Source organism: Asanoa sp. NPDC050611, from assembly GCF_040654855.1.
Classification (GTDB): Bacteria; Actinomycetota; Actinomycetes; order Mycobacteriales; family Micromonosporaceae; genus Asanoa.
In genome coordinates, this window is the sequence record NZ_JBFAIU010000052.1 from 1 (window position 1) to 14,681 (window position 14,681).

13 protein-coding genes and 1 pseudogene are annotated in these 14,681 nt (G+C 72.9%); 6 read left to right on the top strand and 8 right to left on the bottom strand.

From position 1 onward, the window contains the following. Positions 1-343 (top strand): annotated as a pseudogene (locus AB0H87_RS11070) (hypothetical protein); the annotation flags it as partial. Here AB0H87_RS11070 and AB0H87_RS11075 read toward each other — a convergent pair. The 3 genes from AB0H87_RS11075 to AB0H87_RS11085 all read right to left on the bottom strand — a co-directional run bounded on the left by AB0H87_RS11075 (position 340) and on the right by AB0H87_RS11085 (position 2,985). After that, positions 340-1,341, bottom strand: coding sequence for an inorganic phosphate transporter (locus tag AB0H87_RS11075; protein WP_360142709.1), 1,002 nt, complete (start codon positions 1,339-1,341; stop codon positions 340-342). The pseudogene AB0H87_RS11070 and the gene AB0H87_RS11075 sit on opposite strands and share 4 nt — an antisense overlap. Positions 1,342-1,345: 4 nt before the next feature. Further along, positions 1,346-1,972 (bottom strand): DUF47 family protein, encoded by a 627-nt coding sequence (locus AB0H87_RS11080; protein ID WP_360142711.1) that lies wholly within the window; start codon positions 1,970-1,972, stop codon positions 1,346-1,348. 149 nt (positions 1,973-2,121) lie between these two features. After that, positions 2,122-2,985 (bottom strand): PPK2 family polyphosphate kinase, encoded by an 864-nt coding sequence (locus AB0H87_RS11085; protein ID WP_360142713.1) that lies wholly within the window; start codon positions 2,983-2,985, stop codon positions 2,122-2,124. 77 nt (positions 2,986-3,062) lie between these two features. On the opposite strand from AB0H87_RS11085, the gene sigJ reads away from it, so the two are divergent. Beyond that, on the top strand, positions 3,063-4,025 hold the full coding sequence (gene sigJ / locus AB0H87_RS11090; RefSeq protein ID WP_360142715.1) for an RNA polymerase sigma factor SigJ: 963 nt from the start codon (positions 3,063-3,065) through the stop codon (positions 4,023-4,025). Here sigJ and AB0H87_RS11095 read toward each other — a convergent pair. Further along, positions 4,022-4,525, bottom strand: a complete 504-nt coding sequence (locus AB0H87_RS11095) for a DUF402 domain-containing protein (RefSeq protein WP_360142717.1) — start codon at positions 4,523-4,525, stop codon at positions 4,022-4,024. The two genes, sigJ and AB0H87_RS11095, sit on opposite strands and share 4 nt — an antisense overlap. A gap of 200 nt (positions 4,526-4,725) precedes the next feature. Between AB0H87_RS11095 and AB0H87_RS11100 the strand changes: the two genes are divergently transcribed. Next, the gene (locus AB0H87_RS11100) at positions 4,726-6,723 is read left to right on the top strand and encodes an ATP-dependent DNA helicase (RefSeq protein WP_360142757.1); all 1,998 of its coding nucleotides are present in this window, start codon (positions 4,726-4,728) and stop codon (positions 6,721-6,723) included. 559 nt (positions 6,724-7,282) lie between these two features. Here the strand turns inward: AB0H87_RS11100 and AB0H87_RS11105 are convergent. Then, on the bottom strand, positions 7,283-8,566 hold the full coding sequence (locus AB0H87_RS11105) for an AI-2E family transporter (RefSeq protein ID WP_360142719.1): 1,284 nt from the start codon (positions 8,564-8,566) through the stop codon (positions 7,283-7,285). Between the two features lie 138 nt (positions 8,567-8,704). Between AB0H87_RS11105 and AB0H87_RS11110 the strand changes: the two genes are divergently transcribed. Beyond that, a complete protein-coding gene (locus AB0H87_RS11110; protein WP_360142721.1) occupies positions 8,705-9,037 on the top strand; it encodes a co-chaperone GroES in 333 nt (110 codons plus the stop codon). Here AB0H87_RS11110 and AB0H87_RS11115 read toward each other — a convergent pair. Beyond that, positions 9,028-10,362 carry a PrsW family intramembrane metalloprotease gene (locus AB0H87_RS11115; RefSeq protein ID WP_360142723.1) on the bottom strand — a complete coding sequence of 445 codons (1,335 nt, stop codon included), beginning with the start codon at positions 10,360-10,362 and terminating at the stop codon, positions 9,028-9,030. The genes AB0H87_RS11110 and AB0H87_RS11115 overlap by 10 nt on opposite strands. Before the next feature lie 78 nt (positions 10,363-10,440). On the opposite strand from AB0H87_RS11115, the gene AB0H87_RS11120 reads away from it, so the two are divergent. Then, positions 10,441-11,082, top strand: coding sequence for a metal-dependent phosphohydrolase (locus AB0H87_RS11120; protein WP_360142725.1), 642 nt, complete (start codon positions 10,441-10,443; stop codon positions 11,080-11,082). Here the strand turns inward: AB0H87_RS11120 and AB0H87_RS11125 are convergent. After that, a complete protein-coding gene (locus AB0H87_RS11125; RefSeq protein ID WP_360142727.1) occupies positions 11,051-11,335 on the bottom strand; it encodes a DUF4031 domain-containing protein in 285 nt (94 codons plus the stop codon). The two genes, AB0H87_RS11120 and AB0H87_RS11125, sit on opposite strands and share 32 nt — an antisense overlap. A 23-nt stretch (positions 11,336-11,358) precedes the next feature. Between AB0H87_RS11125 and AB0H87_RS11130 the strand changes: the two genes are divergently transcribed. Further along, positions 11,359-12,753 carry an FAD-linked oxidase C-terminal domain-containing protein gene (locus AB0H87_RS11130; RefSeq protein WP_360142729.1) on the top strand — a complete coding sequence of 465 codons (1,395 nt, stop codon included), beginning with the start codon at positions 11,359-11,361 and terminating at the stop codon, positions 12,751-12,753. A 54-nt stretch (positions 12,754-12,807) separates the two neighbouring features. Here the strand turns inward: AB0H87_RS11130 and AB0H87_RS11135 are convergent, their stop codons facing one another. Further along, the gene (locus tag AB0H87_RS11135) at positions 12,808-14,613 is read right to left on the bottom strand and encodes a glycerol-3-phosphate dehydrogenase/oxidase (RefSeq protein WP_360142759.1); all 1,806 of its coding nucleotides are present in this window, start codon (positions 14,611-14,613) and stop codon (positions 12,808-12,810) included. Between the last annotated feature and the right edge of the window lie 68 nt (positions 14,614-14,681).

Here is a 14,681-nt window from a genome sequence, read left to right on the forward strand (position 1 = left end):
GTCCGCGTACGGGTTCCTCGCCCCCGGCCTCATCCTGTTCTCGATCTTCACCGTATTCGCGCTGCTGTTCGCGTTCGAGGAGGCCCTGGCCCGGGTCAGCCGCCGCCTGGCCGCTGCCGCCCGGGCCGCCGCCCGCGCGTTCAAGGCGGAGCGGATCGCCGAAGCCCGCGCCGCGTCCTTCTCTTCCCCGCCGCCCAACCCGGCGGTGACGGGGCGCAGCCGCCGGGCCCCGCGCGAGGACCAGGTCGCCGACCGCGCCCCGCGCACACCCGACCGGCTCAAGCGGCACGCGACGACCCGAGCCGCCACCAAGCGCGCGCAGAGCCGCAAGGACAGCCGCTAGAACATCGGGCGGACCAGGAAGTACGCCAGGGCCGCCATCGCGCCGGCCGCCGGGAAGGTGAGGACCCAGGCGCCGACGATGTTGCCGGCCACGCCCCAGCGGACCGCGGAGAGCTTCTTCGTCGCGCCGACGCCCATGATGGCGGACGTGATCGTGTGCGTGGTCGAGATCGGCGCGCCGAGGACCAGGGCGTTGAAGTAGAGGACGCCGCTCGCCACCGTCTCCGCCGCGAAGCCCTCCGGTGGGCCCAGGTGGATGATCCGGCGGCCGAGCGTGCGGATGATCCGCCAGCCGCCCGCGTACGTGCCGAGCGCCAGCACCGACGCCGACGTCCAGAACGCCCACTCCGGGATCTCACCCGGGCTTCCCTGGTGGCCGCCGACGTACAACGCCAGCACGATGATGCCGATGGTCTTCGCCGCGTCCTGCATGCCGTGGCCGACCGACATCGCCGCCGCCGAGACCGTCTGGGCCCAGCGGAAGCCGCGGTTGAGCCGGGCCGGATGGCCGTTCCGGAACAGCCACAGGATCAGCAGCATGACCAGGTAGCCGAGCGCGAAGCCGACCAGCGGTGAGAGCACCATCGGCAGCACGACGCTCTCGAGGACCTTGGCCCAGAGCACCGTGCCGGAGGCGGCCAGCGTCGCGCCGACCAGGCCGCCGATCAGGGCGTGTGACGAGGACGAGGGCAGGCCGAAGTACCACGTGATCAGGTTCCAGACGATCGCGCCGGCCACGCCGGCGAAGACCACGCCCAGGCTGCCCGCGCCGGTTGGCAGGTTGACCAGGCCGGAGCCGACCGTCTTGGCGACCTTCTCACCGAAGTGCGCGCCGATGAAGTTGCCGATAGCGGCCATCAGCAGCGCCACGCCGGGCGTCAGGGCCCGGGTGGAGACGCTGGTGGCGATCGCGTTGGCGGCGTCGTGGAAGCCGTTGGTGTAGTCGAACGCGAGCGCGACGACGATCACCGCGATAACGGCGATGAGGGGAGCGTCCAACTCTTCAGGATTCCTTGACCGCGATCGTCTGCACAGTGTTGGCGACGTGCTCGAAGGAGTCGCAGGCCGCTTCGAGCTCGTCGGCGACCTCCTTCATCTTGAGCACCGTCAGCGCGTCGTATTCGCCGGAGAAGAGCCGGACCAGCAGCATCCGGTACGACCGGTCGCCTTCGTTCTCGAGCCGGTTGCACTCGATCCAGTAGTCCTCGAGGTCCTTCATCGACTTGAGCCGCGGCATCGCGTCGGCGGTCAGCTTGGCCTGCTGGTCGAGCACGTTGACCAGCTCGTGCATCTCCCGCGGAAGAGCCGGCAGCTTGGTCAGCCCGTAGAGGTAGAGCAGGTTGCCGACCGCTTCGAGGTGGTCCATCACGTCGTCGAGCAGCGAGCCGAGCCGGTAGATGTCCTCCCGGTCGAACGGCGTGACGAACGTCGAGTTGATCTTTTGGTAGAGCTCGTGCGTGAGCTGGTCACTGTCGTGCTCGACCTCGGTCAACCGCTCGCTGACCGACTGCACGTCGACCCCGGGCAGGGCCAGCTCCTGGAGCAGTTCGGTGCCGCGGACATGGTTGTCCGCCGCCCTCGTGAACAGCTCGTAGAAGGCACCGTCTGTTGGACGGAAGGAGAACTTCACGGCAGGACCTCGTCGCGTCGAAGGGGGTGTCCGGACGCGCTGCCGGGGAACGCGTTCACCGAATGCTAAGAAACCTCAGTTCAGAACTTTCGGCGGGCTACCAAGGTCCACCGGACCGCCATCCCCCGTTAACCTCCCGTTTACCTAGGTCACCCGTCCGCTTCCAAGCGACTGCGCTGCGCGGTCACGTCGTAGTCCGCCTGCGGATAGGTCAGCTTCAGGTCGGTGAACGTCGCGCGGAGGAGATGGGCCAGCGCCCAGTCGCGGTACCACTTGCGGTCGGCCGGCAGGACGTACCAAGGTGCGTCGTCGGTGTTGCAGGTGGCCAGCGCCTCGGTGTACGCGGCCTGGTAGTCGTCCCACTTCGCGCGGGCGTCCAGGTCGGCGGGGTTGAACTTCCAGTGCTTGTCCGGGTTGACCAACCGCTGCATCAACCGCTCGCGCTGCTCGGCGCGGGAGATGTGCAGCATCACCTTGACCACCGTGGTGCCGGCGCCGGCCAGCTTGCGCTCGAAGTCGTTGATCTTCTTGTAGCGGGGCCGCCAGACCGACTCCGGCGCGAGCTCGTTGACCCGGACGACCAGGACGTCCTCGTAGTGGGACCGGTTGAACACGCCGACGTAACCGGCCGGGGGCAGTGCCTTGCGGATCCGCCACAGGAAGTCGTGCTGGAGCTCCTCGGGGGTCGGCGGGCCGAACGCCTTGATCTGCAGGCCCAGCGGATCCATCGTGCCGGCCACGCGCTTGATCGCGCCGTCCTTGCCGCCGCAGTCCATCGCCTGCAGCACCAGCAACACCGAGCGACCGAGCTGGGGCTCCACCGTGGCCTGGGCGAACAGCATCTCCTGCTGGGTGGCCAGCTCGGCACCGATGCGCTCCACCTCGGCCCGGGCCCAGAGCTTCGGGTCGTCGCCGGTGACCTTGCGGCCGGGCAGCCCGGGCGTCGACCGTGGGTCGATCGCACCGAGGTCGACGTCTGGCCCCACCCGCCACAAGCTCCGCATATCAGACATATCGGCCACTCCCTGGCTCGGTGCTGCGATCGGCCACGATGCCGACGCTGGCAGAATGCCCACAAGGGGAGGTCGGCATGCAAGACCTTGTGAGCGAGTTCGAGCCCGAGCGTGACCACCTGATCGCGGTGGCGTACCGGATGCTGGGCAGTCGGGCCGAGGCCGAGGACGCGGTGCAGGAGACCTGGCTGCGGTACGCGGGCGCGCTGGCGGACCCGGCGGCCCGGGCCGAGATCCGCGACCTGCGCGGCTGGCTGACCACCACGACCGCCCGGATCTGCCTCGACGTGCTGCGCTCGGCCCGAGTGCGCCGCGAGGCGTACCCCGGTCAATGGCTGCCGGAACCCCTGGTGACCCGGCTGGCCGACCCACCCGCCGGCGGCGATTTCGCGCCCGACCCCGCGGAGCGGGCGGTGCGCGGCGACGAGGTCGGCATGGCGCTCATGGTCGTGCTCGAACGGCTCACCCCGGAGCAGCGCGTGGCGTTCGTCCTGCACGACGCGTTCGCGGTGCCGTTCGACGACATCGCGACCGCGATGGGCACGACGGTGCCGGCCGCCCGCCAGCTCGCCTCGCGGGCCCGCCGCGCGGTCACCGACGGCGCGCCGCGCAACACGGCCTCACCCGCGGAGCAGCGCCGGGTCGTCGAGGCGTTCCTGACCGCGACCGAGACCGGCGACATCGAGAAGCTGATGGCGGTGCTGGCGCCGGACGTCGTCTTCGTCGGCGACTCGGGCGGCCACTTCCCCGCCGCGCGCCGGCCGCTGGTCGGCCCGGAGCAGGTGGCGAAGTTCGTGCTCGGGCTCCTGCGGCAGCTGCCGAGCATGGCGGCGGACCTGCGCGCCGAGATCGTGGAGGTCGACGGCGGGCTCGGCGTGCTCGTGGACGCGGTCTACAAGGACGGGCGGCCGTTCCGGGCGGTGCTGTCGTTCGCGATCGACGGCGGCCGCGTGACCGCCGCGTACAACCAACTCAATCCGGACAAATTGACCCGAGTGCCTTCGACGGCCGAGGACGCGGGCGGGTGGCCACCCCGCTAGACGACCAGGGCGAGCCATTTCCGGTACGCGGTGGCGAACGGCTCGGTGCCGTCGCCGAGGGCCTGGAAGAGCAGCTTGGCCGCGGCCTCAGCCGAGGCGACCAGGTCGTCGGGGTAGCCGAAGCGCGCGCGGTGGTCGGCGAACTCGTCCTCGTCGCGCAACTCGACGGTGCCGGTCGCCCGGCGGCGGACCACGTCGAGGTCGAGGTCGACCAGGTGCACCGTGTCGCCCCGCCAGCGGGCCGGGGTGGTGATGTCGCAGTAGACCTCGCTGGTCCGTGGCGGCGGGTTGAACATGCCGGTCCACCAGGCATCGTGCGGCACAAGCACGACAAACGGGATCTTCTCGACGGAAGGCCGGCCGTGGTAGACGGACTCGGTGCCGGTGGTCACGCCCAGCCAGACGCCCAGGTCGTCTTCGGCCAGACGGCGAGCGGGATAGTCCCTGTGGGCGGATCCGTCATATTTGCGGTAGACCACCCGGACGATGTCGCTCGGCACGCAAACACCCTAGCCGATTCCGGGTAACCGCTCTCGCGTTGCCGGGTTAACGGCACGTGGCGCGGGCAAGGTTCGTCGGGGGGTGCGGGTACGGTCGCACGGTGACCTCGACTGCGCGCACCCGACCGTCCGCCGAGGCATTGCTCACCGCCGCGGTCGGCGCCGTGCCAGGCGGGTCCGCACGGCCGGGCCAGCAGCGGATGACCGCCGCGATCGCCGAGAGTCTGGAGTCCCGCGAGCACCTGCTGGTGCAGGCCGGCACGGGCACGGGCAAGTCGCTGGGCTACCTCGCGCCCGCGCTGACCGTCGACGGTCCGGTGGTCATCTCGACCGCGACGCTCGCGCTGCAGTCCCAACTGGTCGACCACGACCTGCCCCGGCTCGCCGACGCCGTGGAGCCGGTGCTCGGCCGCCGGCCGACCTTCGCCGTCCTCAAAGGACGCCACCACTACCTGTGCCTGGCCCGGTTGGAGAACAGCGCCGAGGAGGAGCCCGAGGACACGCTGTTCGACACGCCCGCGTCGGCGCCGGCTGCGCCGGTGAAATGGCTCGGCGAGGCCGGCCGGCTGGGCAAGCAGATCCTGCGCCTGCAGGAGTGGGCGATGGAGACCGCGACCGGCGACCGCGACGAGCTCGACCCGGGCGTCGACGACCAGGCGTGGAAGCAGGTCTCGATGCCGGCCCGCGAGTGCGTCGGCGCGCAGCGCTGCCCCTACGGCACCGAGTGTTTCGCCGAGGCGTCCCGGGTGCGGGCCCGCGAGGCCGACGTCGTGATCACCAACCACAGCCTGCTGGCCGTCGACATGCTCGCCGGTCGCCACATCGTGCCGCCGCACAAGCTGCTCGTCATCGACGAGGCACACGAGCTGGCCGACCGCGTCTCGTCGGCGTCCCAGGCGGAGCTGACCCCGGAGCTGGTCGACCGGGCCGCCCGCCGGGCCCGGCCGCTGATCGAGCCGGAGCTGGCGGAGACCATGCTCGAGGCCGGTGACGCGCTGGCGGTCGGGCTGGCCGAGGCACCCGCGGGCCGGATCGTCGCCGGGCTGCCCGATGCGCTGCGCGAGGCGTGCACGCTGCTCGACGCGGCCACCCGCGGCGCCCTCGAGAAGATCGGCGACATCAAGGCCGACGACCCTGATCCCGTACGCAAGCAGCAGGCCAAGGCCCTGGTCGGCGACATCTCGAAGACGGCGCAGCGGCTCCTGGAAGAGGCCGACCACGACGTGGCCTGGGTCGAGAAGCCCGAGCGCCCGGGCCCGGGCCGCCGAGCGCTGGTGGTCGCGCCGCTGTCGGTGGCCGGCCTGCTGGCCACCCACCTCTACGACGAGCGCACGGTGGTGGCGACGTCGGCGACGCTGGCGCTGGGCGGGCGGTTCGACACGGTGGCCCGCGCGCTCGGGCTGCCGGGGTCGGATGCCGCTCCGGCCCCACGCACCCCCGCCGCGGCCGCCGCGGCGACGAAGAGCGCGGCCCGCTCACCCAACCTGTCGACGGCGGCGGGCGAGGTGGCCGAGATCGGCGGCCCGGGGTGGCGGTCGCTCGACGTCGGCTCGCCGTTCGAATACGCGCGCCAGGGCATCCTCTACGTCGCCGCCCACCTGCCGCGGCCGGCCGCGTCCGGGTTGCCCGCCCAGGCCGGCGAGGAGCTGCTGACGCTGGTCGGCGCGCTGGGCGGCCGCACGCTGGGCTTGTTCTCGTCGCGCCGGGCGGCGCAGCAGGCGGCCGAGCTGGTCCGGGCCCGCACCGACCTGCCGGTCCTGCTGCAGGGCGACGAGTCGCTGCCGCTGCTGGTGCGCCGTTTCCGCGAAGACAAGTCGAGCTGCCTGTTCGGCGTGATGTCCCTCTGGCAGGGCGTTGACGTGCCGGGCGACGCCTGCCAGCTGGTGGTCATCGACCGGCTGCCGTTCCCACGCCCCGACGAGCCGCTGGCCGCGGCCCGGGCGGCAGCGGTGGACGCGAGCGGCGGCTCAGGCTTCGCCGCGGTCAGCGTCCCGATCGCCGCGATCCGCCTGGCCCAGGGCGCGGGCCGCCTGATCCGCTCCCACGGCGACAAGGGCGTGGTCGCGGTCCTCGACTCACGCCTGGAAACAGCCCGCGGCTACGGCGCCTTCCTCCGCAACTCGCTCCCCCCGTTCTGGTACACGACAAAGCAGGACGTCGCCGTCGGCGCCCTGAAGCGCCTGGCCGCCACCAACTAACCACCCCGCCGCCGCGCACGGACACCTGCTGCCCGCACAGGCCGGCTGGCCCGGTCGGCGCGGACCTGACGGCGCCCGCGCGGGCAGCCCGCAGGCTCAACGGTTGGGCGCAGGTCTGAGCGCGCGAGCGCACGGCGCGGAGGCCGGACGCGGGTGGGCCGCGCGGATACGGGCCACGGGGGCGCGAGCTCAGGGCACGGGGCGCACGCCGCTCAGGCCCGACGCGGGCGCGCCGCGCCGATACAGCCTCGAGCCGCGCGAGGTCACGGCCCAGGCGCGCGGCGCGTTGGCCCGGACGCAGGCCGAGCGGCGCGCGGGGCTCAGGGCGCAGCCGCACGGCCCATAGTTCGGGGCGGACGCAGGCTCTAGAAAGTGCAGGCGCAGGGCATGGGAGGTCAGGCGCGGGTCGGGTGGGGTCTGGAAGTGGGCGCGAGCCACCGCGGGCCTGGCAGCGGAGCGAAGCGGAGCGGTGTCTGGCGGGAGCGACGGTCATGCCCACCGCGGGCCCGAGCCATGACCATGGTTCAAGCCATGACCATGGTTCAACCCACGACCGCGGTCATCCGCGCGTGCTGATCACTTCGACGCCGGGCGGGATGCTTGGGGGGCGGCGTTTGTTGAGGCGGCGGATGGCCGTGTTGAGGACCGCGATCAGCGGCACCGCGATCAGCGCGCCCACGATGCCGGCGATGACCACGCCTGAGGCGATGCCGACGATTACCGCCAGCGGGTGGATCGCTACCGCGCGGCCCATGATCAGGGGCTGGAGGACGTGGCCTTCCAGCTGTTGGACGCCGATCACCGCGCCGAGAACGATCAGGGCGACGATGGGGCCCTGGGCGACCAGGGCGACCAGGACCGCTACCGCGCCCGAGAGGGTGGCGCCGACGATCGGGATGAAGGCGCCCAGGAAGACCAGGGCCGCCAGGGCGAACGAGAACGGGATCCGGCAGATCACCAGCGCGATGCCGATGCCGACCGCGTCGATGAAGGCCACCAGGACCGTGGCCCGGACGTAGCTGCCCAGCGCGCCCCACGACGCCTGGCCCGCGTCGTCCATCCGCCAGCGCGCGCCGACCGGGAACAGGCGCACGATGAAGCGCCAGATCTTGCGGCCGTCGCGGAGGAAGAAGAACGTCGAGAAGAGGACCAGCAGGGCGCCGGTGACGATCTCGGCGACCGTGGCCGCCGTGGCCAGGCCGACGCTGGTGAAGCGGGTCGAGTTGTCGGTGATCCAGCTCTGCGCCTCGTTGACGTAGGTGTCGATCTGCGCGTCGCTGAGGTGCAGCGGGCCGGTCTGCAGCCAGTTCTGGATCTGCCGGATGCCCTTGGCCGCGTCGGCGCCGAGCTGCGGCGCGCCGCTGACGAACTCGTTGACCACCAGGGTCAGGGTGCCGGCGACCGCGGCCAGGCCGCAGATCATCACGACCACCACGGCCAGCGTGCGGTGCAGGCGGGCCCGCAGCAGCCAGCCGACGGCCGGCGCGAGCAGCGCGGTCAGCAGCAGGGCGATCGCCAGCGGGATGACCACGAAGCGCAGGATGCCGATGACCTGGACCACGCCGTAGACGGCGATCGCCAGGACCACCAGGCGCCAGGACCAGGCGGCGGAGATCCGCAGGCTGTACGGCACGTCGGCGTCGTCCCGGCTCGTCGTCGACGGGTGCACCGGCGCGGGCGGGGGCGGCGGGGGCGGCGGCGGTTCGGCCTCGGTGACGACCGGGCCGAACGCCTCGGCGCTGCGGGCCTCGAGCTCACGGGCCGCCCGGGCGGTCCGCACGGAGTCGCGGCCCGCCTGGTAAGCGCGCTGCAGGCTCGCCCGAACCTGCTGGAACCGACCCAAGACTCCCCCTGACTCGTGAATCGCTCTCCCACCGTAGCGGCAACGTCGCCGTGCCTCGCGCCCATCCGACCGGGATTTGCCCAGCAGGTGGTGGGCTTTGTGGGTCCCGGACCAGCGCGCGGTACCGTTCCCCGCGTGATGGCCGACGCTGAAACCGAGAAGCTGCCCATCCGGATGCTCCACGACCGCGTGCTCGTCCGGCTCGACGGTGCCGAGGGCGAGCGCCGCTCCACCGCCGGCATCGTGATCCCCGCAACAGCGTCGATGGGCCGCCGGCTCGCCTGGGCCACGGCGGTGGGCGTAGGCCCGCACGTCCGCTCGATCGTGACCGGCGACCGGGTGCTCTTCGACCCCGAGGACCGCTCCGAGGTCGAGTTGCAGGGCCGGGAGTACGTGCTGCTCCGCGAGCGCGACGTGCACGCCGTGGCCGCGCAGCGGGTGGAGAACGACTCGACGGGCCTCTACCTGTAGTACGGGCCGTAGTAGGGCACCGGCGGCGCCAGCACCACCGGGATCGGCACCACCGGCTCCTCAGGCGCCGGCAGCGCCCGCTGCACCCCGTCCGGGAACATCACCCGGTAGCCCACGCCGTCCCAGACCGCCGGCGGCACCTGCGGGTCGCGCCCGACGAACGCCTGGCGGTACATCGAGATCTCGGCCAGCAGCCGCTGCTCGTCGCGCTCGGCCCGGGCCCGGTCCACGGGCCGGCTGTCGAGGCCCCGCTGCAGGCCGTCGCGGAGCAGCGCGAGCCGGGTCGCCGCGAACTGGAACCCGCGCATCGCCTTGAGACCCTGCGGGCCGGCCACCCGGCGCGCCCACTGCCGGGCCGAGTGCCGGCGGGCCAGCGAGCCGAGCGAGGCCACCTCGGGCGGGCTGAGCCACCCGGCCTGTACGTAGATGGGCAGCGCCCGCTCGGTGAGCCGCCCCTCCCAGCCGCGCAGCCAGATGGTCAGACCCAGCACGCCGAAGAAGACCGGCACCATCAGCGCGATGTAGCCGTAGAGCAGGATCAGCCCCTCGCCGGTCGACGCGGCCAGCGTGGGCACGAGGTTCCAGGTGCCGTGCAGCATCATCGCGACCAGCAGGCCGGCCAGCGGGGCGCAGATCCGGACCCAGCGGTCGGCCGTACGGGCCGCGATGCCGAGCCCGATGCCGGTCATCGCGGTGAACAGCGGGTGGGCGAAGCCGGTGAGGAAGATCCGGACGATGAAGGTCAGGATCAGCATCTGCGCGCCGACCGCGGGGCCGTACTCCTCGCGGCCCGCCGCGTAGCCGTGGCCGCCGAGGTAGAGGATGTTCTCCACCATCGCGAAGCCGACCGCGGACAATCCGCAGTAGACGATGCCGTCGGTGATGCCCGAGAACTCCCGGCGGTAGAGCACCAGGATCAGCGCCGGGCCGAGCGCCTTCATCGTCTCCTCGATGAACGGCGCGACCAGCACCGCTACGAGGCTCTCCGGCAGGCCGTGGTCGGCGAAGACGTTCGCCGCGAGCGTGTTGACCCCGTACGCGGCCAGGGTGGCGACGAACGCGCCCCAGGTGAACGCGACCGCGAGCAGCTTCGCGGGCTCGGGCTCGTAGCGGTCGAGCCAGAGGAAGCAGGCGACCAGCACCGGGACGGGGAGGATGGCCGCGGCGAGGCCGATGACGGTGGCCTGGACCCCGATGTTCCAGCCCAGCACGATCGACATCGTGATCGCGCAGAGGGCGATGAAGCCGATGACGCCGACCAGCACCAGCACCCGCCAGCGGCCCCCACGATCCTCGGGCACAGCGGGGATCATGGGCTGCGTCATGGGGACAGCGTAGCGACGGCGGACACGGCACCGTCGATCATGAGCACTTTCCACGTCCCCGCCAGCCAGAATGGTGTCGTGAGGGATCTCGCCACCGCATGGCGCGCGGCCGCACAGGGTGCCGGCGCGACCGCCGACGAGCACGCTGTCGACGCCGAAGGCTCCGCGCTGCTCGCCCGCTGGGCCGAGCCGCACCGCCGCTACCACACGCTCGCCCACCTGGCCACGGTGCTCGCGATCGTCGACGAGGAGGCCGACCGCGCCGAGCACCCCGACCTGGTGCGGCTGGCGGCCTGGTTCCACGACGCGATCTACGACCCGCGTACGCCCGGCGACGGCAACGAGCGGGCCTCCGCCGAACTGGCGGTGGTCTCGCTGGTCACGCTCGGTGTGCCGACGGACGCGATCGACACGGTACGCCGCCTCGTGCTGCTCACCGCGGGCCACGCGGTGCCGGCCGGGGACGCCGACGGTGCGCTGCTGTGCGACGCCGACCTGGCGGTGCTGGCCGAGCCGCCGGCCGCCTACGACGCCTACGCGGCCGCGGTGCGCGAGGAGTACGAGTTCGTCCCGGAGGCCGAGTTCCGGGCCGGCCGGGCGGCGATCCTGCGCCGGCTGCTGGAACTGCCGGCCCTCTACCGCCTGCCGGACCTGGCGGACCGCTGGACCGAGCCGGCCCGCGCCAACCTCATCCGCGAGCTGGGCGCCCTGGACCGTTGAGGTGCTTGGGGCGGCGCAGGCCCGAGGCCCGCAGGATCCGCGCGATCTCCCGGCTCGGCACCACCGCCGCGCCCAGCCAGACCGCCATCTCGAACCGGCTCGCGGGCAGGTCGTAGTGGTCCCGGTCGAAGGCGCGCGGCGGCGACCCGAGCATCTCGGCGAAGGCGTGCAGCTCGGCGTACGAGACGTCGCTGATCAGATGCGACCAGAGTCGCCCACGGTACGGCCACGCCGGCGGATCGAGGAACACCACCCGGAGAGGCTAACGTCGCTGGTATGCCAGACCTGGTGACGGAGTTGCGCGCGGCCCTGCCGGACGGCGCCGTGTTGACCGATCCCGACCTGCTCCGCGGGCATCAGCGCGACGAGGCCGACCTCGTGCCGTTCGGCCTGCCGGCCGTCGTGGTGCGGCCGCGGACGACCGCCGAGGTGGTCGCGGTCGTGCGGGCGGCGGCGCGGGCCGGGGCGCCGGTGGTGCCCCAGGGCGCCCGCACCGGCCTGGCCGGCGCCGCCAACGCCGTGGACGGCGCGGTGGTGCTCTCCACGGTGGCGATGAACAAGATCGTCGAGATCGACCCGGTCAACCGGTTCGCGGTCGTGCAGCCGGGCGTGGTCAACGCGTCCCTGGCCGCCGCCGTCGCCGCGGCCGGCCTGCGCTATCCGCCGGACCCGGGTTCGTGGGAATCGTCGACCATCGGGGGCAACGTGGCCACCAACGCGGGCGGCATGTGCTGCGTGAAGTACGGCGTCACGGCCGAGTACGTGCTCGGGCTCGAGGTCGTGCTGGCCTCCGGCGAGGTGCTGCGCACCGGCCGGCGCACCGCCAAGGGCGTCGCCGGCTACGACCTGACCAAGCTGTTCGTCGGCTCGGAAGGGACGCTCGGCGTGATCACCGAGGTCGTGGTCGGGCTGCGGCCGGCCGCCGACACCTCGCTGACGCTGATCGCGCTGTTCCCGACCACGGCGGCGGCCGGTGACGCGGTGGCCGCCATCTCCTCGGGCGGCTACTCGCCGAGCCTGCTCGAGTTGCTCGACCAGACACACCTGAAAGCGATCGAGGCCCTGCGGCCGATGGGCCTGCGCACCGACGCCAAGGCGCTGCTGCTGGCCGCCGTCGACACCGGCAGCCGGGCCGCCGACGACCTGGCCGCTCTCGAAGCGGTCATGACCGGGGCCGGCGCGGTGGAGGTGTTCGCGGCGACCGACGAGGTCGAGGCGGTGGAGCTGCTGCGGGCCCGCCGGCTGGCGCACCCGGCGATGGAGAAGTTCGCCGCCGACACCTACCCCGAGGGCAGCGGCGGGCTGATCATCGACGACATCGCGGTGCCCCGGACGGCGCTGGCGGCGATGCTCGACGGCATCGAGAAGATCGCCACGGAGTACGCGCTGCCGATCGGCGTCGTCGGGCACGCCGGCGACGGCAACCTGCACCCGAACATCGTGGTGGACCGCCACGACCCGGACTCGGTGGCCCGCGGCCGGGGCGCCTTCGACGAGATCATGCGGCTCGGGCTCGGGATGGGCGGCACCTGCACCGGCGAGCACGGCGTCGGCCTGCTGAAGAAGGAGTGGCTGGCCCAGGAGGTCGGGCCGGTCGGCATGGCCGTACACCGGGCGATCAAGCAGGCCCTTGACCCGGCGGGCCTGCTCAATCCCGGCAAGGTGATCTAGGTCCTGCTGCGAATCTGGGGCCGGGCCGCGGCGGGCCCAGATACGAAGCAGGACCTAGGGGGTCGCCAGCGGGGCCGGGCCCATCGGGACCTCGAGGCCGCGGTCGGCGGCCAGGCCGCGGACGTCGGCGGCGCCCATCCGGGCGGCGTCGGCGGTGGCGTCGTCGGGCATCCGCTGGGACTCCCGCTCGGCGTCGACGCGGGCCAGGTAGTGCTCCACCTCGCGGGCCTTGACCGCGTCGTCCCACCCGAGGACGCCGGCCATCACCTCGGCCGCGTGCCGCGCCGACTCGGTGCCGCGGTGCGCCGTCTCGAAGGAGATCCGGGTGCGGCGGGTGAGCACGTCGTCGAGGTGCAGCGCACCCTCCGCGTAGGCGGCGTAGGCGACCTCGGCGGCCAGGTATTCGGGCGCGCCGGCCAGCGGGGCCGCCAGCGTCGGATCGGCCTCGATCAGGGCCAGCAGCTCCGTGGTGAGCGTGCCGTAGCGCTCCAGCAGGTGCTCGACCACGCCGGCCCGGACGCCGCGGCGGCGGGCCAGGTCGGCCCGGTCGCGCCAGGCTGACGAGTAGCCGTCGGCCCCGAGCAGTGGCAGCTCCGCGGTGCTGGACGGCTGGCCGCCGCCGAGCCGGCGGACCGCACGGTCGACCACGTCGGCGGCCATCACCCGGTACGTCGTGTACTTGCCGCCGGCGACCAGCAGCAGGCCGAGCATCGGCTCGATCACCGCGTGCTCGCGGGACAGCTTCGAGGTGGCCTCGGCCTCGCCGGACAGCAGCGGGCGCAGGCCGGCGTACACACCCTCGATGTCGTCCGTCGAGAGCGGCCGGGCCAGCCAGGGGTTGACCTGGTCGAGGATGTACTGGATGTCGCGGGCCGAGGCGGCCGGGTGGGCCCGGTCGAGCTCCCAGTCGGTGTCGGTGGTGCCGATGATCCAGTGGCCGCCCCAGGGGATCACGAAGAGCACCGAGGTCGGCGTGCGCAGGATCAGGCCCGCCTCGCCGGTGATCGCGCTTCGCGGGACCACCAGGTGCACGCCCTTCGACGCGCGGACACGGAAGCCGGGCCGGACGCCGACGTCGCCGAGCATGCGGGACATGTCGTCGCTCCACACGCCGGTGGCGGCGATCACCGTGCGGGCGCGTACCTCGAACTCCGCGTCGGGGTCGCCGGGGCGGGCCTCCATGTCGCGGACCCGCACGCCGACGACCTCGCGGGCCTGCCGGAGGAAGCCGACCGCGCGGGCGCTGGTAACCATCGCGGCGCCGAGGCTGGCGGCGGTGCGGGCGAGCGTGACGACCAGGCGGGCGTCGTCGACCTGCCCGTCGTAGTAGCGGATCGCGCCCGTGGTCACGTCGCCGCGCAGGCTAGGGAACAGGCGCCGCGCGCCCTCCCGGCTCAGGTGGCGGTGCAGCGGCATGCCGCGGCCGTGCCCGAAGACACCCGCGAACACGTCGTAGGCGGCGACGCCCATGCCGTAGTAACCCCGCCGGAAGGCACGGCCCGGCAGGCCGCCGGCCTGCAGCGGGACCAGGATCGGCACCGGGCGCACCAGGTGCGGCGCGAGCCGGGTGGCGAGCAGGCCGCGCTCGGTCAGTGCCTCGTGCACGAGGTGGAACTCGAGCTGCTCCAGGTAGCGCAGGCCGCCGTGGATGAGCTTGCTGGACCGGCTCGAGGTGCCGGCGGCGTAGTCGCGCGCCTCGATGAGGCCGACCTTGAGGCCGCGGGCGGCCGCGTCGAGGGCGGCGCCGGCGCCGGTCACGCCACCGCCGACGACCAGCACGTCGAACCGCTCGCTGCGCAGCCGGCGCAGGTCGTCGGCGCGCCGGGCCGCGGAGAGGTGGCTGGCGGTGTAACGGGATATCGCGGGGTCACGCACGAGACCACGGTAACCCTGCCGGCGACCCGGGTCTGCCCGGTAGCGTGCACGCT